Source organism: Stenotrophomonas sp. GD03777, from assembly GCF_029842485.1.
Classification (GTDB): domain Bacteria; phylum Pseudomonadota; class Gammaproteobacteria; order Xanthomonadales; family Xanthomonadaceae; genus Stenotrophomonas; species Stenotrophomonas sepilia.
Genome location: NZ_JAOCGL010000027.1, coordinates 18,681 through 40,503 on the forward strand (window position 1 = coordinate 18,681; position 21,823 = coordinate 40,503).

23 protein-coding genes and 1 tRNA gene are annotated in these 21,823 nt (G+C 66.4%); 11 read left to right on the forward strand and 13 right to left on the reverse strand.

Going from position 1 to position 21,823, the window contains the following annotated elements; all coding sequences use genetic code 11:
- The first annotated feature begins 62 nt into the window (after window positions 1-62).
- On the forward strand, window positions 63-467 hold the full coding sequence (locus tag N5E02_RS08365; protein ID WP_065185816.1) for a GFA family protein: 405 nt from the start codon (window positions 63-65) through the stop codon (window positions 465-467).
- A gap of 360 nt (window positions 468-827) precedes the next feature.
- On the opposite strand, the gene N5E02_RS08370 is transcribed toward N5E02_RS08365, so the two are convergent.
- From N5E02_RS08370 to N5E02_RS08380, 3 genes are all read right to left on the reverse strand, one after another.
- The gene (locus tag N5E02_RS08370; protein WP_065185815.1) at window positions 828-1,706 is read right to left on the reverse strand and encodes a LysR family transcriptional regulator; all 879 of its coding nucleotides are present in this window, start codon (window positions 1,704-1,706) and stop codon (window positions 828-830) included.
- A 38-nt stretch (window positions 1,707-1,744) separates the two neighbouring features.
- Entirely contained in the window at window positions 1,745-2,644 is a 900-nt protein-coding gene (locus N5E02_RS08375; RefSeq protein WP_231109066.1) for an SDR family oxidoreductase, read from the reverse strand.
- A gap of 140 nt (window positions 2,645-2,784) precedes the next feature.
- Window positions 2,785-3,648: a DMT family transporter gene (locus N5E02_RS08380; protein WP_065177960.1), complete on the reverse strand. Its 864-nt coding sequence runs from the start codon at window positions 3,646-3,648 to the stop codon at window positions 2,785-2,787.
- 132 nt (window positions 3,649-3,780) lie between these two features.
- On the opposite strand from N5E02_RS08380, the gene N5E02_RS08385 reads away from it, so the two are divergent.
- Both N5E02_RS08385 and N5E02_RS08390 read left to right on the forward strand, forming a co-directional pair.
- Window positions 3,781-5,160, forward strand: a complete 1,380-nt coding sequence (locus N5E02_RS08385; protein WP_065177961.1) for a PLP-dependent aminotransferase family protein — start codon at window positions 3,781-3,783, stop codon at window positions 5,158-5,160.
- Window positions 5,161-5,259: 99 nt separating this feature from the next.
- Window positions 5,260-5,934 (forward strand): methyltransferase domain-containing protein, encoded by a 675-nt coding sequence (locus N5E02_RS08390; protein ID WP_279946171.1) that lies wholly within the window; start codon window positions 5,260-5,262, stop codon window positions 5,932-5,934.
- Between the two features lie 3 nt (window positions 5,935-5,937).
- Here the strand turns inward: N5E02_RS08390 and smqnr are convergent, their stop codons facing one another.
- Window positions 5,938-6,585: a SmQnr family pentapeptide repeat protein gene (smqnr, locus tag N5E02_RS08395; protein WP_279946172.1), complete on the reverse strand. Its 648-nt coding sequence runs from the start codon at window positions 6,583-6,585 to the stop codon at window positions 5,938-5,940.
- A gap of 158 nt (window positions 6,586-6,743) precedes the next feature.
- Here smqnr and N5E02_RS08400 point away from each other — a divergent pair, with 158 nt between their 5' ends.
- Together N5E02_RS08400 and N5E02_RS08405 are read left to right on the forward strand one after the other, a co-directional pair.
- Complete coding sequence (locus tag N5E02_RS08400; protein WP_053499766.1) at window positions 6,744-7,520, forward strand: DeoR/GlpR family DNA-binding transcription regulator; 777 nt, start codon at window positions 6,744-6,746, stop codon at window positions 7,518-7,520.
- An 11-nt stretch (window positions 7,521-7,531) separates the two neighbouring features.
- Entirely contained in the window at window positions 7,532-8,665 is a 1,134-nt protein-coding gene (locus tag N5E02_RS08405; protein ID WP_111202072.1) for an MFS transporter, read from the forward strand.
- Between the two features lie 9 nt (window positions 8,666-8,674).
- Here the strand turns inward: N5E02_RS08405 and N5E02_RS08410 are convergent, their stop codons facing one another.
- From N5E02_RS08410 to N5E02_RS08420, 3 genes are all read right to left on the reverse strand, one after another.
- Window positions 8,675-10,180 (reverse strand): PepSY domain-containing protein, encoded by a 1,506-nt coding sequence (locus N5E02_RS08410; RefSeq protein WP_279946173.1) that lies wholly within the window; start codon window positions 10,178-10,180, stop codon window positions 8,675-8,677.
- Between the two features lie 11 nt (window positions 10,181-10,191).
- Complete coding sequence (locus tag N5E02_RS08415; RefSeq protein WP_279946174.1) at window positions 10,192-12,330, reverse strand: TonB-dependent receptor; 2,139 nt, start codon at window positions 12,328-12,330, stop codon at window positions 10,192-10,194.
- Between the two features lie 129 nt (window positions 12,331-12,459).
- Window positions 12,460-12,855: a DUF2946 family protein gene (locus N5E02_RS08420; protein ID WP_279946175.1), complete on the reverse strand. Its 396-nt coding sequence runs from the start codon at window positions 12,853-12,855 to the stop codon at window positions 12,460-12,462.
- 241 nt (window positions 12,856-13,096) lie between these two features.
- Between N5E02_RS08420 and N5E02_RS08425 the strand changes: the two genes are divergently transcribed.
- Both N5E02_RS08425 and N5E02_RS08430 read left to right on the forward strand, forming a co-directional pair.
- Window positions 13,097-13,675 (forward strand): hypothetical protein, encoded by a 579-nt coding sequence (locus tag N5E02_RS08425; protein ID WP_235649486.1) that lies wholly within the window; start codon window positions 13,097-13,099, stop codon window positions 13,673-13,675.
- 32 nt (window positions 13,676-13,707) lie between these two features.
- The gene (locus tag N5E02_RS08430) at window positions 13,708-14,805 is read left to right on the forward strand and encodes an XVIPCD domain-containing protein (protein ID WP_279946176.1); all 1,098 of its coding nucleotides are present in this window, start codon (window positions 13,708-13,710) and stop codon (window positions 14,803-14,805) included.
- Window positions 14,806-14,839: 34 nt separating this feature from the next.
- Here the strand turns inward: N5E02_RS08430 and N5E02_RS08435 are convergent, their stop codons facing one another.
- Window positions 14,840-15,220: a tautomerase family protein gene (locus N5E02_RS08435; RefSeq protein ID WP_235649485.1), complete on the reverse strand. Its 381-nt coding sequence runs from the start codon at window positions 15,218-15,220 to the stop codon at window positions 14,840-14,842.
- Window positions 15,221-15,784: 564 nt separating this feature from the next.
- Here N5E02_RS08435 and N5E02_RS08440 point away from each other — a divergent pair.
- The 4 genes from N5E02_RS08440 (at window position 15,785) to N5E02_RS08455 (ending at window position 18,226) form a co-directional block, all read left to right on the forward strand.
- Window positions 15,785-16,192 carry a hypothetical protein gene (locus tag N5E02_RS08440; RefSeq protein ID WP_071306263.1) on the forward strand — a complete coding sequence of 136 codons (408 nt, stop codon included), beginning with the start codon at window positions 15,785-15,787 and terminating at the stop codon, window positions 16,190-16,192.
- A gap of 52 nt (window positions 16,193-16,244) precedes the next feature.
- Window positions 16,245-16,808, forward strand: a complete 564-nt coding sequence (locus N5E02_RS08445) for a hypothetical protein (RefSeq protein WP_164229367.1) — start codon at window positions 16,245-16,247, stop codon at window positions 16,806-16,808.
- A gap of 195 nt (window positions 16,809-17,003) precedes the next feature.
- On the forward strand, window positions 17,004-17,966 hold the full coding sequence (locus tag N5E02_RS08450; RefSeq protein ID WP_204324496.1) for an RHS repeat-associated core domain-containing protein: 963 nt from the start codon (window positions 17,004-17,006) through the stop codon (window positions 17,964-17,966).
- A gap of 2 nt (window positions 17,967-17,968) precedes the next feature.
- Entirely contained in the window at window positions 17,969-18,226 is a 258-nt protein-coding gene (locus tag N5E02_RS08455) for a hypothetical protein (protein ID WP_021202623.1), read from the forward strand.
- A gap of 159 nt (window positions 18,227-18,385) precedes the next feature.
- On the opposite strand, the gene N5E02_RS08460 is transcribed toward N5E02_RS08455, so the two are convergent.
- The 5 genes from N5E02_RS08460 to mltG form a co-directional block, all read right to left on the reverse strand.
- A tRNA-Val gene (locus N5E02_RS08460) sits at window positions 18,386-18,460 on the reverse strand.
- Between the two features lie 175 nt (window positions 18,461-18,635).
- Window positions 18,636-18,989 carry a PilZ domain-containing protein gene (locus N5E02_RS08465; protein ID WP_004146965.1) on the reverse strand — a complete coding sequence of 118 codons (354 nt, stop codon included), beginning with the start codon at window positions 18,987-18,989 and terminating at the stop codon, window positions 18,636-18,638.
- Window positions 18,986-19,942 (reverse strand): DNA polymerase III subunit delta', encoded by a 957-nt coding sequence (locus tag N5E02_RS08470; RefSeq protein ID WP_279946177.1) that lies wholly within the window; start codon window positions 19,940-19,942, stop codon window positions 18,986-18,988. The genes N5E02_RS08465 and N5E02_RS08470 overlap by 4 nt, the downstream gene beginning before the upstream one ends.
- Window positions 19,939-20,604 (reverse strand): dTMP kinase, encoded by a 666-nt coding sequence (gene tmk, locus N5E02_RS08475; protein WP_053501108.1) that lies wholly within the window; start codon window positions 20,602-20,604, stop codon window positions 19,939-19,941. Before tmk ends, N5E02_RS08470 begins: the two co-directional genes overlap by 4 nt.
- Window positions 20,601-21,662 (reverse strand): endolytic transglycosylase MltG, encoded by a 1,062-nt coding sequence (gene mltG / locus N5E02_RS08480; protein ID WP_065177973.1) that lies wholly within the window; start codon window positions 21,660-21,662, stop codon window positions 20,601-20,603. Before mltG ends, tmk begins: the two co-directional genes overlap by 4 nt.
- Between the last annotated feature and the right edge of the window lie 161 nt (window positions 21,663-21,823).

The window sequence follows — 21,823 nt, forward strand, 5'->3', positions numbered from 1 at the left end:
AGGCACGCCGGCGCACCGTCTGCGGCGGTCCATGCGGCCAGGTTCACTTCACAGGAGCAACGATGGGCATCACTTCCGTGGCCGGCGTTCCGGTCCAACCCCAGCACCGCGCAACCTGCCACTGCGGCACGGTCGAGCTGCTGCTGGACCTGCCGGACGGCATCGTCGACCCGCGCCGTTGCGACTGCTCGATGTGCCGGCGCCGGGGTGCCATTGCAGCCAGCGTTGCCCGCGCGGGCCTGCAGGTCGTGCGCGGGCAGAACCACCTGCAGCTGTACCAGTTCAACACCCATGTGGCCGAGCACTACTTCTGCGACGTGTGCGGCATCTACACCCATCACCGGCGCCGCTCCAACCCGGACCAGTACGGTTACAACGTGGCGTGTCTGGAGGGCATCGACCCGTTCGCGCTGGGGGTGATCCCGGTCAACGACGGGGTCAACCACCCGGCCGACCGCGGCGCCTAGTGGCGCGCGCGCCGCAGCGGCGTGGCGACCTTCTGCCAGGGAGCCATGCCGCTGCGCCCGGCCCGCACAGGGCGTTTCAGCCAGGGCCGGCGTGGCGGCACCTGCGGCGCGTCTGCGACCGGGGGAGGAAGCGGTCTACGGCCGGGCCAGAGATGGTCGAGCAGCCGCATGGCGGGTCTCCGTGGGGGACGGGGACGATCAACATTAGACCTGGGTGGGCATGGGCGGCGTGAGCGGAAGACGACAACGGGATGACGGTAGGGCCCGGAGTGGGGCTTCCTTGCTCGACGGTGCACGACGGGAATCACCGGAGCCTAGTTCCATGGTCGTGCATTGCCGCGGGCGAACGCACAGGCGGCGTCAGGCCCCGGCCGCCGCCTCCAGGAAATTGCGCAGCAGCGGCGACGGTTGCTCTGGCCGCGTGCAGAACGGCAGATCGAAGCGCGCGGCATCGCTTTCCAGCGCGCGATAGACGATCTCCTGCGGGCGGAAGCAGGCCATGCTGGCTGGAACGATTGCCACGCCAGCGTCCACCGCCACCAACGACAACACCGCATGCATGCCCTGCGCTTCCTGCACCACGCGCGGGGTGAAGCCCGCAACGGTGCACAGGCCCAGCACCTGCGCGTGGAAGCCGATGCCCTCGCCCGCTGGCCATGAAACGAACGGCTCGTCGGCCAGCATCGCGATGTTGAGCTCCGGCGCATCGGCGAGCGCATGGGCACGTGGCAGCGCAATTGCCAGGCAATCGTGGTCGAAGTCGTGCAGCACCAGCTCGGCGGCGGGAATCGGTGGAATCAGCACGCCGACGTCGATGCGCTGCTCACGCAGCCACAACTGCTGCTGACGCGATGTGGCTTCCTGCAGGTGCAGCTGTACCTGCGGGTACTGCTGGCGGAAGCGGCGGATCAGGCCAGGCAGGCGCCCATACAGCGCACTGCCCACATAGCCCACGCGCAGGCTGCCGGACTGCCCGGCGGCGGCGGCGCGGGTGCGCTGCAGCGCCTGCTCGGCCTGCTGCAACGTTGCCCGCGCCTCCACCAGCAACGTCTGCCCGGCCACGGTCAGGCCCAGGGTGCGATTGCCGCGCACGATCAGTTCGCTGCCCAGTTCGTCTTCCAGGCGTCGTATCGCCGCCGTCAGCGGGGGCTGCGACATGTGCAGGCGCGCTGCAGCGCGGTGGAAATGCAGCTCTTCGGCCACGGCCACGAACTGGCGAAGCAGGCGCAGGTCGATCATCTCGGTGCCGGCAGTGGAAACCTGCCTAGGGTACGCCGTCAGCTGCGCGCGTCCACACTGGCGCGGGCGATGGCCGGCCACTGCAGTGCGACCGATTCGATGCTGTCAGCAGTCACCGCACGCAGATCGCGCGGGTACGCCACATGCTCGGCTTCCTGCAGGCGCAGTGCATGGAACTGCCCGTTGCTGGCACGCAGTGTCCACCCACCTTCCTGGCAGCGCGTGGATGCCAGATAGGCCACCCCTTGCGCAACAGCTTCCGGATGCAGTTCGTCGGGCTCGCCTTCGATGCCCCACATGCGTGTCTTCGCCACCGGCGAAACAGCGTTGACCACGATGCCATGCTCGGAGCCTTCCAGCGCCAGAACATTGACCAGGCCAAGCGCAGCCAGCTTGCCCATTGCATAGGCGGACAGTCCACGCTGTGCGTACTGCGGATACAACGCGCGATCCGACGTAGTGATGACGATGCGTCCACCACCGGCCTCGCGCATCGCCGGCCATGCCGCCTGCGCCAGCCACAACGGCGTCTTCGCCGCCAGGCACAGCATCTGCTCCAGCGCATCGTCCTCGACCGCTTCCAGCGGCTGGTACTCGACCCAGCCCGCGTTGTGGATCAGGAAGTCGATGCGGCCGTGCGCCTGCAGCAGCTCCTGCACCAGCGCATGGCAACCGTCGCGATGGCCGATGGGACCGCTTGCGGCCTGCACCTGCAGACCCTGCGCCTGCAGCACTTCGACGCTGCGCAGGATGCGCTGCGGATCTGCGCCTCGGCCATCGGTACCGGCACCGACGTCATGCATCAGTACCTGCGCACCGCGCTCGGCCAGCAGGCGGCTGTAGGCCAGGCCGAGTCCACCGGCGGCACCCGTCACCAGGCCAACCTGACCTTCAAAGGAAATTCGGGAAATCGGCTGCATCGGCACAGCTTCGGCCATGCACCCAGGTTGCGGCCAATACCATTGACCACGCCGCACGATACGCCCGCGCTATCACCGAAAAAGGGGACGGAGGGGATTAAGTCGTTTCAGGCACAGCAGGGCCAGTTACGACTTAATCCCCTCCGTCCCCTTTTTTCCTAGCGACTGAAGCGGCGGGCGCCTGCCACGCAGATCACCGCGACCGCGGTCACCAGCACCATGCTGAGGCTGACCGATTCGTGCAGCAGCAGCGCAGCCAGGGCGAGGCCGAAGAACGGTTGCAGCAGCTGCAACTGGCCGACAGCCGCGATGCCGCCCTGCGCCAGCCCGCGGTACCAGAACAGGAAGCCGATCAGCATGCTGAACACCGCCACGTAGCCCAGCGCCCACCACGCCGAGGCACCGACCGCAGTGAACGAGGCCGGGCGCATCAGCACCGTCAACGGCAGCATCACCGGCAACGCCAGCAGCAGTGCCCAGCTGATCACCTGCCAGCCGCCCAGATGACGGGCCAGCCGGCCGCCTTCGGCATAGCCCAGCCCGCACACCACGATGGCCGCCAGCATCAGCAGGTCAGCCTGCAAGGACGCCTCGATGCCGTTGCGCACCGCATAGCCCACCACGCAGGCGCTGCCCAACAACGAGAACAACCAGAACGCCGGGCGCGGCCGTTCGCCACCGCGCAGCACGCCGAACAGCGCAGTGCTCAGCGGCAACAGGCCGAGGAACACGATGGTATGTGCCGATGACGCGTGGCGCAGCGCAAGCGCGGTCAGCAGTGGAAAACCGACCACAACGCCGAGGCTGACCACCACCAGCCCAGGCAGGTCACCGCGCCGCGGCCACGGCTGGCGCAGCATAAGCAGCAGCGCCAGGCCAAGCACGGCGGCGATGGTGGCGCGTGCGGCGGTGACGAACCCGGCATCCAGCTGCAGCACCGCCAGGCGGGTGGCCGGCAACGAGCCCGCGAAAATCACCACCCCGATGAAGCCATTGATCCAACCGCTCGCCGACCGTTCCACGCCTGTGATCCTGAAGTGCCAGGCGACGCCTGGCGGAGCCTGTATGGAAGCATCCATGGCGGAACCGCCCCAGCTACAATCCAGTACAGTCGCAAAGAACTGTATTGCCCACACTTCCACTACAGTGCTGACATGCCACGTCCGCTTACCCGCATCGAATCGGTCATCCAGGCGGTCCGCAACCGCATCACCGCGCGGGTCGATGGCCCCGGCTCCCGCCTGCCTTCGGTGCGCGCGCAGGCGGCAGCGATGGGGGTGTCGGTCTCCACCGTGGTCGAGGCCTACGAGCGCCTGGCGGCCGAAGGCCTGATCAGTGCACGCGCAGGCTCGGGCTTCTACGTCAGTGGCCCGGCCGCACCGCTGGCGCTGGCCGAAATGGAGCCACGGCTGGACCGCGCGGTGGATCCGCTGTGGGTGTCACGGCAATCGCTGGAAACGCCCGCGGGCGATCTCAAGCCAGGGTGCGGCTGGATGCCCAGTAACTGGCTGTATCACGATGGCATGCGCCGCGGCCTGCGTCGGCTGGCGCGTGCCGATGCAGTGCATCTGGTCGACTACGCCGGCCCACTCGGGCTGCCCGCGTTGCGCCAGCTGCTGCAGAGGCGCAGCGCCACGCTCGGCATCGATGCACCGATGGAGCAGATCCTGCTGACCGAATCCGGGACGCACGCGGTCGACCTGATCTGCCGTTTCCTGCTCAAGCCCGGCGACTGCGTGCTGGTCGATGACCCGAGCTACTTCAACTACCACGCGCTGCTGAAGGCGCACCAGGTACAGGCAGTGGGTGTGCCGTACACGCCCACCGGCCCGGACCTTGAAGCGTTCGATCGTGCATTGCAGGACCATTCGCCGCGGCTGTACATCACCAATTCCGGATTGCACAACCCGACCGGTGCGGTGCTTTCGGCCAGCACCGCGCACCGCCTGCTGGGCCTGGCCGAACGCAGCGAGTTGATCATCGTCGAGGACGACATCTTCGCCGACTTCGAACTGCAGCCGGCGCCGCGGCTGGCTGCGCTCGACGGGCTGTCACGGGTGATCCACGTCGGCAGTTTCTCCAAGACGCTGTCGGCAGCCTCGCGCTGCGGCTACATCGCTGCACGCCATGACTGGATCGAAGCGTTGACCGACCTGAAGCTGGCGACCAGCTTCGGCGGTGGCCATCTGGCCGCGCAGCTGATGCACATCGCGCTGACCGACAGTGGCTACCGACGCCACATGCAATCGGTGCGTTCGCGATTGGCCGATGCCCGCCGGCACACGCTGCGCAAGCTGCACACGCTGGGAATCACGCCGTGGCTGCAACCGGAAGCGGGCCTGTTCCTGTGGTGCCAGCTGCCCGATTGCCGCGATTCCGCCGCGCTGGCCCGGCAGTGCCTGCGCGAGGGCATCGTGCTGGCACCGGGCAACGCGTTCAGCCAGTCGCAGCGCGCGGCCGACTATCTGCGCTTCAACGTATCGCAATGCCAGGACGCACGGATCTGGCAAGTGCTGGCGCGGGCATTGCGCTGAGCTGGATGCAAGCCGGTCAACGCAGCTAGGAGTGTCCCGCGGCAAAGGCACTTGCATGCCACGGTACAGTGGTATGTCCCCTGCTGCAGGAATCCGCGCATGTCCACGTTCTCCGACCCACAGGCGGTGGCCCGCTATGCCGAAGCGCCACTGCGCCAGGTGCCTGGTTTCCTCGCGTTGCAGCAGATGAGCCGCCTGCTGCTGGCCGAACGTGTTCCTGCGCAGGGCCTCGTACTGGTACTCGGTGCCGGTGGCGGGCTGGAGCTGAAAGCCTTTGCCGAGGCGCAGCCGGGCTGGCAGCTGCTGGGTGTGGATCCGGCCGCGCCGATGCTCGCGCTGGCCGAGCAGACACTGGGCCCGTTGAACGCACGCGTCGAACTGCTGGAAGGCTACATCGACGATGCCCCGGACGCGCGCTTCGATGGTGCCAGCTGCCTGCTCACCCTGCACTTCCTCGATGCCGCGCAGCGCCTGCACACGCTGCGCGAGCTGCACAGGCGCCTGCAGCCCGGCGCGCCGCTGGTGGTGGCGCACCACAGCGTGCCGCAGGATCCGGCCGGCAAGCTCCGCTGGTTGCAGCGCTACGCCGCGTTCGCCGAAGCCTCGGGTGTTGCCCACGCCGATGCGCAGCGCGCGATCGAGGCCATTGCCGAGCGGCTGCCGCTGCTGGCGCCCGAACAGGAGGTCGCCCTGCTGCAGGACGCCGGCTTCGACGGCGTGGAGCTGTTCTATGCAGGCTTCAGCTTCAGGGGCTGGGTGGCGTACGCCGGGTGATGCCTACGGCACCACGGTGATGCCGATGCGCTGCATCAACAGCGCCACCTGCTGCACATCCAGCGTGGCGCCGCGCAGGTTGGTGCTGCGCAGGTCCAGCTCACCCAGCTCCGAGTGGGTCAGGTCACAGCCGGTGAAGTTGGCGCTGCTCCAGTCGATGCCCTCGAACTGGCCACCGGACAGGTCCGAGCCGGCGAAGCTGGCGCCGCTGACGTTTGCACCGTCCCAGCGGTTTTCCCACAGCTCGCACTTCTCCAGCGTCACCCGCGAGAAATTGGCATAGCGCAGGTTCGACTTCTTGATGAAGGCACTGCAGAACCCGCTGCGCGGGGTGATCTGGTTCATGAAGCTGGCGTTGCTGAAATCCGCGCCCTGCGCGCGGCACTCGCTGATTTCCAGGCCCAATGCCTTGACGAAATTGAAGTGGCACATGCTGATGTCGCAGCTGCGGAAGCTGGCTTCCTTCAGCGTGGCGCCGTTGAAGCGGCAGCCACTGCGGCTTTCGGCGTCATAGAAGCTGCAGTTGATGAACTCGGTGCCGGTCAGGTCCACGCCGGAAAAATCGCACTCGTGGAACTGCTGATCGACCACTTTCTGGCCGGTGTACTGGTCCGCGCCGATGCGCAGCTTGCGGTGAACGGTGTGGGACATCAGGGATTCCATGCCAGGAGTCCCGCCATCATGCCGGGCCGCGAGGGCGATCCATAGACGTGGGCGCGGGAGGATTCACCGGCAGTCCAGCCGCGCTGTGTCCCCGATGCCAATTGCACGTTGTTGCACATTTATGCACGAATGTGCAGACTTATGGCATGAGCTCAGACCCCAGCCCCCTCCCCGCCCAACGCACTCGGCAGATCCTCGAAGAACTGCGCCAGCAGGGCCGCGTGGTCGCTGCCGAACTGGCGCGCCGCTATGCCGTCTCCGAAGATTCGATCCGCCGCGACCTGCGCGAGCTGGCCGCACAGGGCCTGTGCCAGCGTGTCTACGGCGGCGCCGTGCTGCCACCGCCCAAGGAACGCCCGCTGCGCGAGCGCCTGACCCGCGACCGCGGCGACAAGGCCGAGCTGGCCGCCCGCGTCTGCGCGTTGCTGCAACCCAATCAGGTTGTACTGCTCGATGCCGGTTCAACCAACCTGGCGATCGCCCAGCAGTTGCCGCCCGCCCTCGGCTTGACGGTGATCACCAATGCGCCACAGATCGCCACGGCCGCCAGCATGCTTGATGGCACCTCGGTGCAGCTGATCGGCGGCCGCCTGGCCAGCGGTGGCGGTGCGGTCGGCGCAGAAGCACTGGCCCAGGTGCAGCGCCTGCGCGCCGACGTGTACCTGCCCGGCCCCTGCGCGGTGGACGGCGATACTGGTGTATGGGCAATGGATGCAGAAGAGGCCACGCTGAAGCGCGCGATGGTCGCGTGCAGCAGCCGCGTCATCGTCGCCGCCACTACTGAAAAGCTCGGTGCCCGCGGCCACTGGCAGATCGCCAGCCTCGACGAGATCGACGACCTGGTGCTGACCACCACCGCGCCGCCCGCATTGGCGGCGCGCTTCCGCGCCGCCGGCATCGCGGTACACCCCACTCCCCCCTGACCGTATCGCTCATGTCCCTTGCCAACCGCGCGCGTGCCGAACAGCACGCGACCCGCGCTGCGTTCTTCATTCCCGGCTTCGCCACCGCGCTGTGGGCCACCCTGGTGCCGTTCGCCAAGGCACGCACCGGGATCAACGACGCCACGCTGGGGCTGGTACTGCTCTGCCTCGGTGCCGGTTCGCTGCTGGCAATGCCGTTGTCCGGCGTGCTGGCCGCGCGCCTCGGTTGCCGGCGGGTGATGGTGGCCAGCAGCCTGCTGATCTGCCTGACCGTGCCCGGCCTGGCCCTGGCCGGCTCGGCCTGGAAACTGGGGCTGGTGCTGTTCGTGTTCGGCGCCGCCGTGGGCGCGATGGACTGCACGATGAACGTACAGGCCGTCATCGTCGAGCGCGAAGCACGGCGCGTAATGATGTCCGGCTTCCATGCCTTCTTCAGCATCGGTGGTTTCCTCGGCGCGGCCACCATGACCGTGCTGCTGTCCGCACAGCTGCCGCCCTTGGCATCGGTGCTGATCGGCGTTGGCGCCATGCTGCTGGTGATGCTGTTGTCGGCAGCGCACTGGCACAGCGAACGCATGCCGCACGACACACCGATGCTGGCCCTGCCGCACGGCATCGTGTTGTTCATCGGCGTGCTGGCGTTCGTCGCCTTCCTCGGTGAAGGCGCGATGCTCGACTGGAGCGCGGTGTTCCTCAGCGATGTGCGGCGCGTCGATGCCAGCCTGGCCGGCGTCGGCTACGTGACCTTCACCCTGACCATGACCGTGGCGCGCCTGTTCGGCGACGCACTGGTGGCGCGCGTCGGCCGCCAGCGCGCGATCGTCTTCGGTGCTCTGCTTGCCACTGCGGGCGTGCTGGTGCTGACCCTGGTCACGCCGTGGCAGGCGTCGCTGGTCGGCTACGTGTTGGTCGGCCTCGGTTGCGCCAACATCGCGCCCGCGCTGTTCTCGCTGGCCGGTCACCAGACCCGCATGCCCGGCGCGCTGGCGATCACTGCCGTGTCCACGCTCGGCTTTGCCGGCATCCTTGCCGGACCGGCACTGATCGGCTTCGCCGCAGACCATTTCGGCCTGATCGCCGCGTTCGTCGGCGTGGCCACGGCCTTGTTGCTGGTGGCGGTGTCCACGCGCTGGCTGCGGGTGTAGCCCAGGGCATCAGCGCCGCCTGCGCCGCAGCTTCATCCGCAATCGCCGATAGCCGATCACCGTCGCCGTGGCACACAGTGCGGTGCCAGCAGCGCTCAGCAGCAGCAGCACCGCCAGCCGGGTACCTTCCTGGCGCAGCATCGCCGGCAGGTCCCAGCTGTGCAGGAAGTAGAACAACCAGCGCCCCACCCGCTCGCGATGCCCCATCGTCAGCAACGGATCGCCGGTCGCCAGATCGAGATAGACGCGCGTCGCCTCGGCATCACCGAAGTCCACCACGGCCACCGGGAAGCGGCGCACTGCTGCGCCGTTCATGGCTTCCGGTGCACGCGGATAGAAGTAGGCATCCGCTGTCTGCTGCACCACGAAGCCCTGCATCGGCGCAGCGGACAGCGCACGCGCCTTCTGCTGCAGCCACGCGGCCGGCAGCAAGTGCGCAACCTGCAGATGCTCGTCGCTGCCGGACACGATGCGGGTCTCGCCCTGCCCGTCCAGCAGCACCGCGAACAGCTCACCACCGATGCGCCGCCACTGGATCTCAACTGGGCGGAAGCACTCAGCATCGGCCACCGCCAGAAGCTTCGCCGGATCGCCCAACGCGCCATCCACCGCCACAGCGCCGCCACGATAGCGCCCACCGTCGATCGCAGCATGCGTGCTGCTGAAGACACCCAATGGATTCATCGACATCAGGCCACTGAAGATCCAGGTGAACACGAAGGCCGCTGCCACCAGACCGATCAGATGGTGCCAGCGCATCCACGGCTCGACGTACGGTGTCTTCGCACCGGAACGATAGTGGCCACGGAAACGCCAGCGCCACACACCCACCACGACGCCGCTGACCGCCGCCACCGTGCACAGCGCGGACAACACGATCACCACCCACGTCCACACCGGGTCCACCGACTGCATGCGCAGGAAGTACAGCCAGTGCAGCCAGGCACCCACATAGTTCCAACGCTGCTGCACATGCGGTGCGTCCAGCACCACTTCGCCGGTGTGCGAGGACACATACAGGTCACCCGGCTGCGCACCCCCTACCTCCACCCGGTACAGCGGCCGGTGCGCGTCCAGCGCGTGCGAGTGCGTCCAGCGATCCTCATCCACGCGCATCGCGCCGACGAACGCCTGGCCGCCAGCAAACTGCGCAGCGGATGCTTCGGCATGCTGTGCCGACACCGGCAGCAGAACCTGGCCGGTGCGCGCAGACCAGGCGCCCACGTTGCCGCCGCTTCGCACCACGTACGCTGGCTCGCCGCGCAGCGTCGTCAGTGCCACGGCCTCCGGCTCGGCCTGCACGGCGGCCGGCAATGCCGACAGCCCCTGCCAGCCGCGGGCATCCCCCAGCACCGGCAACGCCGCCAGCCGCTCACCCGGCGTCAGCTTCGGGTAGCCGATGAACAGCATCACCATGCCACTCACGAACCACAGCAGCATCAACAGGCACCCACCAATGCCCAGCCAGCGATGCACCAGGTAGGTCCAGCGCCTGGCGGTGGATCGCAGCGTCATGGCCGGCCTCCTCAGAAGCGATGGTCGACGGTGAATTCGACGCGCCGGTCCGCACCCAGCAGCCATTGCGTGCTGGTGTAGTACGCGGTGGCGTAGTACGCCTTGTCGAACACGTTGAACAACCGCGCGGACAGCCGCGTGCGCGGTGCCGCCTGCCAGGTCAGCGCCAGGTCGGTGGTGCTGTAGCCGGGAAGTTCCAACGCGTTGGCATTGTCGGCGTAGCGCTTGCCGACATAGCGAACACCCGCCGCTGCGCTCCAGTCCGGCAGGAACTGCCAGCTCAACCATGCGTTGGCCAAGCGCTCGGCCACGTTCGGCGGTACGTTGCCATCACGCGACACCAGCACCGCCGGCGAACCCGTGGTTTCCAGGAAGTCCTCGAACTCGGCCTTCAGCACCGTCGCGTTGGCATCGAGCGACCAGTGCGGCGCGACATTCCAGGTCAACGACGCTTCAATACCGCGCGAGGTCTGCGCGCCCACCTGCACGCGGCGATCCGGCAACAGCGGATCGCGGCTGAGCAGGCCGGTCTTGCGGATCCGGTACGCCGCCAGCGTCCACTCGCCACCGTCGAACGCCTGCTTCAGGCCCACCTCGATCTGCCGCCCATTGGCCAGATCGAACGCTCCATTGGCGGGGCTGATCATCAGCAGTCCACTGACCGGATCTGCCGCCTGCGAGTACTGCGCATACAGGCTCAGCGTCGGCTGCAGCGCAAATACCGTGCCGGCGCGCCAGCCGGTGCTGCTGTAGGTTTTCGAGAACGCATTCTGGCCGCTGATCAGATCGGTGCGATCAATGCGCGCGCGGTCGTGGCGCAGCCCACCCAGCACCGACCAGCGCTCGCTCAGCGCCAACCGGTCTTCCACGAACAGCGCGTACTGCTCGGCGGCGTTGCGATAGCGCGGCAGGTTCGGCGCGTCGCTGGCAAACTGGCCCGGCACCGGATGGAACGGATCGACCGGGCCCGAGCTGCCGGCATAGGTGTTGTTGGTGTGCTTGAAGTGCGCGCGGTTGACATCCATCCCCACCGCGACACTGTTGGACAGACCGCCCACTTCACCCTGCACGCGCAGCGTCGAGGTCAGCCCGGTCTGGTCCTGGTTGTGGGTGATCTGGGTGTTGCCCGAGCGATCGATCAGGCCGGTGCGCGGGTTGTAGACATAGGTCTCGGCGTTGCGCCAATCGCGCTGGCTGTCGATCTGGTAGAGGCGCGTGCGCCATTCCACGTTCGCGTTCGGTGTCCACAGCGCATCAAGCTGGGTCCAGCGGTCGCGATAGCGGATCTCGCTGTCGTCCACGTTGTAGTTGCGATGGCGCAGCGCGTCCAACTGGCGTCCCTCCACCAGCGGCGTGCCGAAGTAGCGCATCGGCTTCTGATGGCCCTGCGCGTGGGTCAAGGTCAGCTGCAGGTCGGTGCGCGGCTGCCACAGCAGCGCGCCGGAGAAGGTGGCACCGCCGTTGCGTCCCCGATCGACCCAGCCACCGCTGTAGTTGCCGCTCACATCCAGCCGGTAGGCCAGCTCGGGCGTCAGCGCGCCACCACTGCCGAAGCCCAGCCGCGCGGTGTCCTCGCTGCCCGCTGTCACACTGATCTCGTTTTCGATGGCACCGCGCGAGGGCTTCTTCGGCACGATGTTGATCACCCCGCCGATCGCACCGTCGCCGTGGATGACCGAGGCCGGCCCGCGCAGTACTTCGATGCGCTCGATCGACCAGGTATCGAACGGGAAGGTGATGCCCACGCCGCCGTACTGGCGCAGCCCGTCGTACAGGCGCATCACCGAGGCGCCATCGGTGAAGCCGCGGCTGGACAGCGCACTCAGGCCATTGCCCGGATGCGGCATCGCACTGATCGCACCCGCCCGGCTGATCGCATCGTTGAGGTTGCTGTCGCCGCGCTGCTCCAGTTGTTCGCGCGAAATCACCGTCAGGCTGGCCGGCGTCTGCAGCACGCTCGGGCCCAACGCAGAGCCGGCGCTGGCGGTGGACGACAGCTCGCCGCTGCGGGCATCGACCACGCGCACGGTCTCCAGCGTGGTCGGGGGTGCCGTGTCGGCGGCAAGCAGGGGCGCAGCATGCAGGAGCAACGCGCACAGGACAGGCAGCGTCGCCCGGCGCAGGCGCGCGGAGTTGGGGTTCGTTTTCATTTTTTCACGGCATGCAAGGCCACCCCGCAATGGCAGGGCAGCAATCAAAAAGGGACAGACACGCGCGTGCGGGCACCGGCCGTGGCCGGCAACCTCATGGAAGAACGTTCAATGCAGCGCGCGTGCGGCTCAGGCAGCCATCAGTGCCGGCGGCCCACGCGCGCCCAATGTGCCGCTGATCCGTTGCGGCAACGCCTGCACCGCATCGCGCAACGCGCGGCACACCGGTGCCATCGGCGCCAACAGCAGCACGGCCGCCACCAGCAGGGTGATCAGCCGCGCAGCGATCAGGCAGTAATCGCAGTCCACACCCATCTCATGATTGGCATGTGGATCGGCGGGCGGCTTCCTTGCGGTCTCGCCGTGCGGCATGGCCATTGCGTGATGGTCGTGGTGCCCTTCCATCGCGTGCAGCGCGTGCTCTGCGTGCATTGCGTGGTCCATGGCTGCCACCGGCGCAGCGGCAGCCACGTGACCATGCGCAAGCCAGCGGCTCACCAGCGGGGCGAGCAGCACCAGCAGCATGGCAAGCCAAGCCAGGGCCTGGAACCGGCGGTGGAGGACAGAATGACGCACCCGGTCATTCTACGGGCCCGCAGCCAACCTTGGACCCCGTTCAGGGTTTGCCCCCTGCGACACGGTGACGCAGGAGCTCGCCTCGCGCGGCGACATGTGAATGCACCACACCGCGGTCCCTTCGCTTGCGGGCTCTGCCTCGCCAACGTTAGGGTTCAATTGGCCACGGCAAGGAGCCAGAGGAATCTGCATGACCACCCGCATCACACACCGGCAGCGCATCAGCCTGCTCGGCCTGACCGCGCTGCTTGCCGCCTGCGTCGACAAGGGGCCGCCCCCACCGCCAGAGCCTCTGGAACTCTCACAGCCCATCGCCGTGGACGCGCCCGGCCAGCAGGTGCAGTTCGAGTTCGAAACCACGGCGCGCAATTTTGCCAGCTACCGCACTTATGCGGTGGAACTGGAACTGCAGCGGCGAAGTCCAGCCACAACGGGCACGCCCGATATAGCAAGTATCAACATCCCATTCGAAGTATCCCTGCAGCGTCGGGAAGGCACTACCTGGCAGGAGATTGCAACACAGGACAGCTATCAGGCACGCGCGCGCAACGGTGTTGAGCCGCTCCCCTCGTGGCACCACTCTGAGAGCTGGCGCTATGCCTCGCTCGCATCAGGCAGCGACGGCAACTACCTCCTGAACGTGACAGCGCTGCCGCTGGAGCTCGACAGCAGATACCGGCTGCAGATTCAAACGGTCCATGCCATATCAGGACTGCAAGACTATTCGGCAAGGCTAGTCGTGCACGCCTCGCGTCCTGCAGGGAAGTGACACCATTCATTCGAAGGAACGAAGGAGTTTCCATGAACAAGCCCCGCTACAGCCTGGACATTGTCATTGCCGCACCCGGCACCCCACTGCTCGATCCCGATTCGGGAAAGCAGCAGCTGACGCCCGATGGCACTCCTGATACTTCCGGGCCTGGCCACATGTTCTATGTTCTGCATGCTACAGGTAAAGCGGCGCAGAGTTTCGGCTTCGCACCCGTCGAGCATGGCAGCATGAATGGTCCCGGGCGCATCGTCAGAGACGACGTGAAAGTCTATAAGGACCCCGCCCATGTCCGCACCATCGAAATCACCGAAGCCCAGTACAACAAGCTCAAGGCGTTCGGCGACGATCCAGTGAAGTACGGCTTCAGCAAGCACTATGCCGACGTGCGCCACAACTGCGTGGACTTCACCTGGGGCGCATTGAATCACGCCGGCATCCAGCGCAAGCACAGCCTGGACGTGAACAGCATCGGCGGCCCCGTTGGCCAGTTGCTGCCCGATGTCCGCATTCCGCTGGGCGTCCAGTCACAGGGCAAGGACGGCTATCGTCCGCTGCGCAACATCCGTGGCGTGGACAGCATTGAGCCCCCTTTCCCCAACAGCGAACTCAACCGCACCACCACTCATCCCCTGCCCGAGCGCAGCTTGAAGCAGCGTCTGCTCAGCGAAACCGATGGCATTGATGGCCCCTTGGGCGAGCGTCTGGCTGCGGACGCGCGCGCACCGGGGCACAGCCTTCATGCCTTGGACCAGAAAGTGCGTACCGCACTCGCCCAGGCCAGCGAACAGCAGGGACTGCCCCCCGGCCAGGAGCACGAACGACTGGCAGGCCATCTGACCCACGCGGCGGTGCAGGCCGGCTTCAGCGAAAAGGACACGCTGCAGGTGGCATTCAGTTCAAACAGCACCGCCGAGGCACCCGGCTACGTATTCCTGCATCGCAGCGGCGACACCGCCTCGCCGGACCCTGCCGCCAATCGCCAGCGCCTGTCCCTGCTCGATACGCAGCAGGGCGATGTGGATATGCTGTATCAGAAGGCCAACGTGCAGCAGCAATCCCGCGACGCAAGCCGACTGGCGCAGGACGAGCAACAGGCACAACAGCAGGCGTCGCCGCCCATGGCCTGACCCAGCCGCATCAGGCGCTGACACCGTTCCCGCATCAACTCACGTACTGCGCCTGACCGTTCCCGAACGACCAGTTCTCCTTCTTCACTTCCACCAGATTGATGAACACATCCTCGCGGCGGATGCCCACCGCCACATGCAGTCCATCGGCGATGCCGGCGTACAGCGCCTTTTTCTGCTCCAGCGTGCGCCCTTCGTTCCAGGTGATCTGGATGCAGATGACGTCGTCGGTGCGATCCACGCCCAGGTAGCCGGGATCGTAGATCAGCGTGCCGGGCGCGTGTTCCTGGAAGATCTGGAAGCGATCGTTTTCCGGCACCCCCACCGCGCGCATGGCCTGGTAGATGGTTTCGCCGACGCGTTGCAGGTAGTCGGCGGATTTGCCTTTGCGAAGATCGATGCGGGCGAGCGGCATGGTGGCACTCCAGAGTGGATGGGTACGACGACAGGCTGAGACTACGCCTGCCCGGGGCGGTGGGACAGCACAGGGATGGAACCCTCTGGCTCCACGCGTGGCATGGTCCCGCGTCCGCCGCGCGGGGTGACGCGATTGCCGTGGCGGCGCCGCTCTGGAGTCGTCTCGTGCACGGTCGGCAGGGGCGGCGATGCGCGCCATCAGTGATGGGCCGCACTACTTGCAGGTGTCGGACGACACACAACGGGAAACGTCTGGCCTGCCTAGGGACAGTTGAGAATTTCCCTTACAGACCGATGTGATTGCCCGGCTTGAAGATCGCCATGCCGAGGCAAGACGCCTTGGCCGGGATTGGCGTCTCGAAAAAGCAAACCGAACGGATAGGTTGCGCAGCAGTGCGTAGCCGCAAGAATGCACCAACTGCCCTCAATGGCGGGCGGTGTGTGGGGATCACTCGATCCGCCGGGTGATTTCTCACTCCGTTGTGTTTGCCCCGGTACGCCAACCCGCACCGTCCGCCACCTTCACTCCGGAAGGTGGCCCTACGCCAGTGAGGGTTTCGCCATGACCAACCGCATCGCCATCCATCCCCGCCTGCACGCGCTTATTGGCGACGTCGCAGCCGACGTGCCCGGGGACGTCGCACGCGAGATCGAGTGCGCCCTGAACGAACAGAACCTTCCGGCGCAGTCGGCCACGTTCTTCGCCCGTCTCAATGCGATCAACCAGGCCGACGGTGATGACGGACAGCCGTGCATCAGCCTCACCCTCGGCGCCAGCAATCACGCTTCGTTGCGCCGCTCGCTATCTGGGCTCGGCGCGTTGCTCGATCTGCTGCAGGCCGCCGACCATGCGCGCAACGAAGGCGGTCCTAACGAGCAGTTGGGCGCCTTCCATATCGACGGACTGATCGTGGCCGCACGCCAGCTGGTGCGCGAGGCACATCATTGCCTCTCCAGCGGCGATGCCTGATCGGCCCGGATGTGCTCCCGCTACAATCGCGCAGGGAGCGCAGGAGACCGCAATGGACGCCGAACACCTGGAGTACTTCAAGGCCGCACTGGAAGGCCGCGCAAGCGTAGGCTGGAACGTCTGGTTCGCCGCCAACCAGCACGCGCTGGCACAACAGCTGAGCCGCCCTGCACTGCTGCGCTTGAAGTTCAGCACACTGGATGAAGCCGAACGCCTGCTGGCCGAAGCCGGCATCGTGCCCCGCAGCACAGCGGGCAAGCGCTACGAAATGTACTGCGCGCAGTTCTCGCCGGACGTGGTGGACGCGAACGGTCGCCCGCTACCGGCCCTCTGGCGCGCGGCGCACGGCGGTGCCATCGGCCTGCTGGCCGACGGTGAGCAGGAGGCCGGCCAGGCGAAGCTGCTCGCGGAGTTCCGCCGCGTCCGCAAGCGCGGGCTGCAGCAGGCTCATGAATGGTTGGCCGATCTGTGCTTTGAAGGCGAGATGGAGCTGACCAGCGGCAATGCCGAGGTGGGCCGTGGTCTGCTTGCAGTGGTGGTGCAGGCGGGTAGCGGCCATGACCTGCTGGATGCCACGGCGATGATCGCGCGCGAGCTATTGGACGAACACGCCTGAGACAAGGCCTGTTCCCATTCACAGAAGAAAACCCCTGAGTAAATGAAGGCCAGCAGTGAGCTCAGAGAATGGCTGGGACCGCTGTAGAGCAGGACTTTCCGCCCCCTCCCCTGCGTGGCCCGCATCGACCAACAAGCTTCATGATCGTAATATCCGGTCAAGCCTTACTCGAAGGCGTTTCCGGGGATGCGAAGAATGCGTAGGTGCAGGGATGCTGCAGGTGGTGCAATTTCGCGCTTCAGGAGATTTGAATCTCAATTCCGCCAGTTGGCTGCCATAGGCACCTGGTTGTGCTTTGCGCTGCCATTCGGCCTTGGCCTATTACCATCTGCCATCGCCGCAGGCCAGGAAACAGTCACTTACATCCACACTGACGCCCTTGGCTCCGTCGTCGCCGAAACAGATGCCAATGGGAAAGTGATCAAGCGCTACGACTATGAGCCCTATGGGGCCTTGGTAGGTGGCCAGGCCACAGACGGACCGGGATACACGGGACATGTGAGCGACTCGGTCACCGGACTGAGCTACATGCAGCAGCGGTACATGGATCCACAGTTGGGGATTTTCCTATCGGTGGACCCGGTAACGGCCTATCAGAAGCCAGTTGAACAGTTCAACCGGTATCGATATGCCAACGGAAACCCTTACAAGTTCACGGATCCTGATGGGCGGGAGAGTGGTGCAGCCTTCAAGGTAGTCAACGACGCCACGAATGGGCAACCGATTACTCCTCCGCCGAGAAATCCAAGCGATAGCCTCGGACCGGCAATTGGTGTCGCGTTAACCGCAATTCTGGCGGCTCCAGTACTCGCAGAGGGTGGTCTGGCCGCAATGGCAAATCCAGGAGCGGTAGCCACTGCGGCAGAGATTGGCGCAGGAGCCGCCGGTGTCACGGGCACTTCTGGCGCAGTAGCGGGAAAGATCACCGGCTACACTAAGCACGGCTTGAATCAGGCAATCTCCCGCGATGGAGGCAGGGGGGTCTCTGCAAAGGCCATACTATCGGCAGTGAAAGAACCCGCGAAGGTTGCCGAGCAGGCCGGCGGCAAGACGGCGTACACAGGGAAGGATGCGAAAGTAGTTTTGAACGGCGAAGGGAAGGTCATAACGGCCTTCCCGAAGAATAGCGAAGGACTGAGAGACCCGAAGGTAAAGTAAAGATGAAGAAGGATATCTCACCCAGCCTGCGCTCGCTGTTGGTTGAAATCGCAGCGAAGCACAATTTGCTCCTACCCGAGAATGGCGTCAGATACCTCGTTGAGCGTGATCGCGAGTCGCTGATTGATGCGTTGCTGGAAGAACTGTCAGAGAGCGGCTTGGGGCCTGATGATGAACCTAATCAACGAGGCATTGAGATCGAAGAAATCATTGACTTCGTCGGCCCCGTCGTTGATCGGCCCGATGCGTCGGGTGACTGAAGGCACGTTGATGCGGGCACGGCCTGATTGACGCACGGCGAAGATCAAGCGCGCCGCTGGAAGAACACGGCTGAGACGGAGCGCGCATTCGGCCGATCCTGCTGGATCGCAGGTAACAAAAAAGCCCCCATTGCTGGAGGCTTTTTTCGTTCTGCAACATGGTGGGCGGTACAGGGATCGAACCTGTGACCCTTGCCGTGTGAAGGCAATGCTCTACCGCTGAGCTAACCGCCCGGTGTGTTGCTGAGCCGCTCATTATAGGGGCTTTTCTGAGGCCGTCAACACTTTTTCACATTCGTGTTCACGGGTGTTTTCGGGGTGCGCAGCCGAGCATGGCTCGGCTCTACAGAACAGCGGGTTCACAGGCGTTTCGGGGCATGCAGCCGAGCCCAGCCCGGCGCTACCGGAATCACATCGTATGGGTCGGCTTGTCCGAGCTGGTAAGCCCGGCCAGCAGGGTCTCGATCTTGTGGCGCACGCCCTCGCCTTCGGCGCCGTCGGCCAGCTGCACGCCGATGCCGGCGGTGCGGTTGCCCTGCGCGCCGGCCGGGGTCACCCAGATCACCTTGCCCGCCACCGGCAGGCGCTCGCTGGAATCGGGCAGGGTCAACAGCAGGAACACCTCGTCGCCCAGGAAGTAGCGCTTGGGCGTGGGCACGAAGATGCCGCCATTCTTCACAAACGGCATGTACGCGCTGTACAGCGCGGCTTTGTCCTTCACGGCCAGGGACAGGATGCCCTGGCGGGCGTTGCTGGCACTCATCGATTTCCCCTTGCGGCAGGCCGCTCGTTCACCTTGTTCCAGGCCAGCAGCAACTCGACCACCGCAAGGTCTGCACGCACCGTGGTGCGCAGCAGGTCGCGGGTGCGGTTGGCCGCATCGAACCAGGCTGCAAGCTTGTGCAATCGCTCCGGCGTGGTCAAGGCATCGGTGCTGGCCTGGGCCAGCGCCAGGTCGGCGGCAAAGCGCAGGCGCAGCGCCGCGTTGTCGTCACCGCACCACTTCTGCGCCAGCTCCACCGCGCCGGTCTTGCCGGTGACCAGCTGTTCCAGATCTCGACCGACTTCGCGGCGCAGGCTCAGGCCGTCTTCGCGCAGCCAGTTGTCGGCCTGGCCGGGATGGCCGCGCGCGGCCTCCAGCGCTTCGCGCGCCGATGCCTCGCTATGGCCCCGCTGCTGCAGCCAGGCCAGTGCTTCGTGCTGCGGCGGCAACTTGAATTCCAGTCGCTGGCAGCGGCTGCGGATGGTCTGCGGCAAGCGTGCCGGGTCGCTGCTGATCAACCACAGGTAGCGGCCGGGCTGCGGCTCTTCCAGGGTTTTCAGCAGCGCGTTGGCCGCCGAGCGGTTGATCGCATCGGCCGGGTCGACGATCACCACCTGCGCCACGCCGTACTGCGGGGTCAGCGCCAGCTTGTCGGTGATCTCGCGCATCTGCTCGATGACGATCTCGGTACGCAGCTTGTCGCCGCTCTTGTTCGGAATGAAGCTGACCAGCTGCAGGTCCGGGTGGGTGCCCGCCGCGATCAGCTGGCGCGTGCGCGTGGCGTGGGCTGCATCGCCCTGCGCCAGCACGTGGTCGGCCAGCGCCAGCGCCACCTCATGCTTGCCCAGCCCGGCCGGACCGCAGATCAGCAGGCCATGACCGAGGCGACCGGCGTCGAGCGCGGCCACCGTCTGTTCGAACGCGCGCTGCTGCCAGGGCGAAAACGTGCTCATGCGCCCTCCCCGTCCCGCAGCCAGCGCTCGACACGCGCGACCACATCGGCGGCCACGCGCGCCTGCTCCTGGCCCGCATCAATCAATGCGAAGCGCTGCGGATCCTGCTGTGCGCGGCTGCGGAACACTTCGCGCACGCGCTGGAAGAAATCGTCCTGCTCGCTCTCGATGCGGTCCGGCCACAGGTCGCGGCCGTTGGCGCGCGCGCGGCCGACGGCCACGTCCACATCCAGCAGCAGGGTCAGGCCCGGCAGCAGGCCGACCGCGCGGCGCTCCAGGTCGGCAATCCACTGCGGGTCGAGGCCACGGCCACCGCCCTGATAGGCGTAGCTGGAATCGGTGAAGCGATCGCTCAGCACATAGGCGCCGCGCTGCAGCGCCGGCCGGATCACCTGGCGCACATGCTGCGCGCGTGCGGCGAACACCAGCAGCAACTCGGCTTCGGCGCTGAGTGGCTCGGCAGCGATCTCGGCATCGGGCTTCAGCACCAGGCCGCGGATGCGCTCGGCCAGGGGCGTGCCGCCCGGCTCGCGGGTCAGCACCACCTCGTGGCCGTGGCTGCGCAGGCAGTCACGGATGGCATTGATGGCGGTGGTCTTGCCCGCGCCTTCGCCGCCTTCCAGGCTGACGAAACGCGGGTGGCGAAGCAGCGCGGGACTCATTGCGCCGGGGTCTCCTGGGTACGTTGCTGGCGCAGCTGCTGCAGGTAGCGGGCTACGGCCGCGTTGTGCTGGTCCAGGCTGGGCGAGAACACGTGCGCGCCACTGCCATCGCCCACGGCGACGAAATACAGCGCGTCGCCCGCTGCGGGTTGCGCGGCGGCCATCAGTGCATCGCGGCTGGGCATGGCGATCGGGGTCGGGGTCAGGCCGGCACGGGTATAGGTGTTGTAGGGCGTATCGGTGGTCAGGTCGCGGCGGCGGATGTTGCCGTCATACGCGGCACCGAGGCCGTAGATCACGGTCGGGTCGGTCTGCAGGCGCATGCCGATCTTCAGGCGACGCATGAACACGCCGGCAATCTGCGGGCGCTCGCTGGCCAATGCGGTTTCCTTCTCGATGATCGAGGCCATCGTCAGCAGTTCGTAGGGCGTGTTGATCGGCAGGTCCGGCGCGCGGCTTTCCCAGGCTTCATCCAGCGCCTTTTCCATCGCGGCGTGCGCGCGCTTGAGCACGTCCAGATCGCTGTCGCCGCGCTGGTAGACGTAGGTCTCCGGCAGGAAGCGGCCTTCCGGATGCTGGCCACCGAAGCCGAGGCGCTGCATCAGCGCGGCGTCATCAAGATTGTCGGTGGTGTGCAGCAGCGGCTCGGCGCGCTTGAGCGCGGCACGCAGCTGGCGGATGTTCCAGCCCTCGACAATCGTGACGCGGTGCTGCAGCACCTTGCCGGCACGCATGCGCAACAGCAGCTCGCGCGGGGTCAGCTCGCCGCTGAGCGCGTACTCGCCCACCTTCAGCTTGCCGGCGGCATCGAGCTGGCGCGCCAGCAGTTGCCACTGGGTGTCCTGGCCCTCGTCCACGCCGGCATCGCGTAGCTTGCGCAGCACGCTGTTCATGCCATCGCCGCTGGCGATGACCACGCTTTCGGCGGTGGGGGTGATCGGGGCATCGGCGAAGCGGGTCTGCTGGTAGAAGAACCACGCGCCCGCGCCGGCCACGACAGCGGCCAGCACCACCACCAGCGTTACCACGAACAGACACCCGCGCTTGGCTCCCGCCATGGACTACCTCTGAACTCGATTCCGTCGTGCAGGATACCGTGCCGGTGGATTGGGGTCATGACCGGGGTGGCGTCGCCGTGCCGACCAACGGTCGGCACCCACCACAATCCATGCCTGGCGCGGCGATCAGTAGATCCACGCCATGCGTGGATGAATGGCCA

Excerpts from the sequence above, each read along its gene's own strand:
- N5E02_RS08365 (WP_065185816.1), top strand. The coding sequence starts at position 63 with ATGGGCATCACTTCCGTGGCCGGCGTTCCGGTCCAACCCCAGCACCGC.
- N5E02_RS08370 (WP_065185815.1), bottom strand. The coding sequence starts at position 1,706 with ATGATCGACCTGCGCCTGCTTCGCCAGTTCGTGGCCGTGGCCGAAGAG.
- N5E02_RS08375 (WP_231109066.1), bottom strand. The coding sequence starts at position 2,644 with ATGGCCGAAGCTGTGCCGATGCAGCCGATTTCCCGAATTTCCTTTGAA.
- N5E02_RS08385 (WP_065177961.1), top strand. The coding sequence starts at position 3,781 with ATGCCACGTCCGCTTACCCGCATCGAATCGGTCATCCAGGCGGTCCGC.
- N5E02_RS08390 (WP_279946171.1), top strand. The coding sequence starts at position 5,260 with ATGTCCACGTTCTCCGACCCACAGGCGGTGGCCCGCTATGCCGAAGCG.
- smqnr (WP_279946172.1), bottom strand. The coding sequence starts at position 6,585 with ATGTCCCACACCGTTCACCGCAAGCTGCGCATCGGCGCGGACCAGTAC.
- N5E02_RS08400 (WP_053499766.1), top strand. The coding sequence starts at position 6,744 with ATGAGCTCAGACCCCAGCCCCCTCCCCGCCCAACGCACTCGGCAGATC.
- N5E02_RS08405 (WP_111202072.1), top strand. The coding sequence starts at position 7,532 with ATGTCCCTTGCCAACCGCGCGCGTGCCGAACAGCACGCGACCCGCGCT.
- N5E02_RS08410 (WP_279946173.1), bottom strand. The coding sequence starts at position 10,180 with ATGACGCTGCGATCCACCGCCAGGCGCTGGACCTACCTGGTGCATCGC.
- N5E02_RS08415 (WP_279946174.1), bottom strand. The coding sequence starts at position 12,330 with ATGAAAACGAACCCCAACTCCGCGCGCCTGCGCCGGGCGACGCTGCCT.
- N5E02_RS08420 (WP_279946175.1), bottom strand. The coding sequence starts at position 12,855 with ATGCTGCTGGTGCTGCTCGCCCCGCTGGTGAGCCGCTGGCTTGCGCAT.
- N5E02_RS08425 (WP_235649486.1), top strand. The coding sequence starts at position 13,097 with ATGACCACCCGCATCACACACCGGCAGCGCATCAGCCTGCTCGGCCTG.
- N5E02_RS08430 (WP_279946176.1), top strand. The coding sequence starts at position 13,708 with ATGAACAAGCCCCGCTACAGCCTGGACATTGTCATTGCCGCACCCGGC.
- N5E02_RS08435 (WP_235649485.1), bottom strand. The coding sequence starts at position 15,220 with ATGCCGCTCGCCCGCATCGATCTTCGCAAAGGCAAATCCGCCGACTAC.
- N5E02_RS08440 (WP_071306263.1), top strand. The coding sequence starts at position 15,785 with ATGACCAACCGCATCGCCATCCATCCCCGCCTGCACGCGCTTATTGGC.
- N5E02_RS08445 (WP_164229367.1), top strand. The coding sequence starts at position 16,245 with ATGGACGCCGAACACCTGGAGTACTTCAAGGCCGCACTGGAAGGCCGC.
- N5E02_RS08450 (WP_204324496.1), top strand. The coding sequence starts at position 17,004 with ATGCGTAGGTGCAGGGATGCTGCAGGTGGTGCAATTTCGCGCTTCAGG.
- N5E02_RS08455 (WP_021202623.1), top strand. The coding sequence starts at position 17,969 with ATGAAGAAGGATATCTCACCCAGCCTGCGCTCGCTGTTGGTTGAAATC.
- N5E02_RS08465 (WP_004146965.1), bottom strand. The coding sequence starts at position 18,989 with ATGAGTGCCAGCAACGCCCGCCAGGGCATCCTGTCCCTGGCCGTGAAG.
- N5E02_RS08470 (WP_279946177.1), bottom strand. The coding sequence starts at position 19,942 with ATGAGCACGTTTTCGCCCTGGCAGCAGCGCGCGTTCGAACAGACGGTG.
- tmk (WP_053501108.1), bottom strand. The coding sequence starts at position 20,604 with ATGAGTCCCGCGCTGCTTCGCCACCCGCGTTTCGTCAGCCTGGAAGGC.
- mltG (WP_065177973.1), bottom strand. The coding sequence starts at position 21,662 with ATGGCGGGAGCCAAGCGCGGGTGTCTGTTCGTGGTAACGCTGGTGGTG.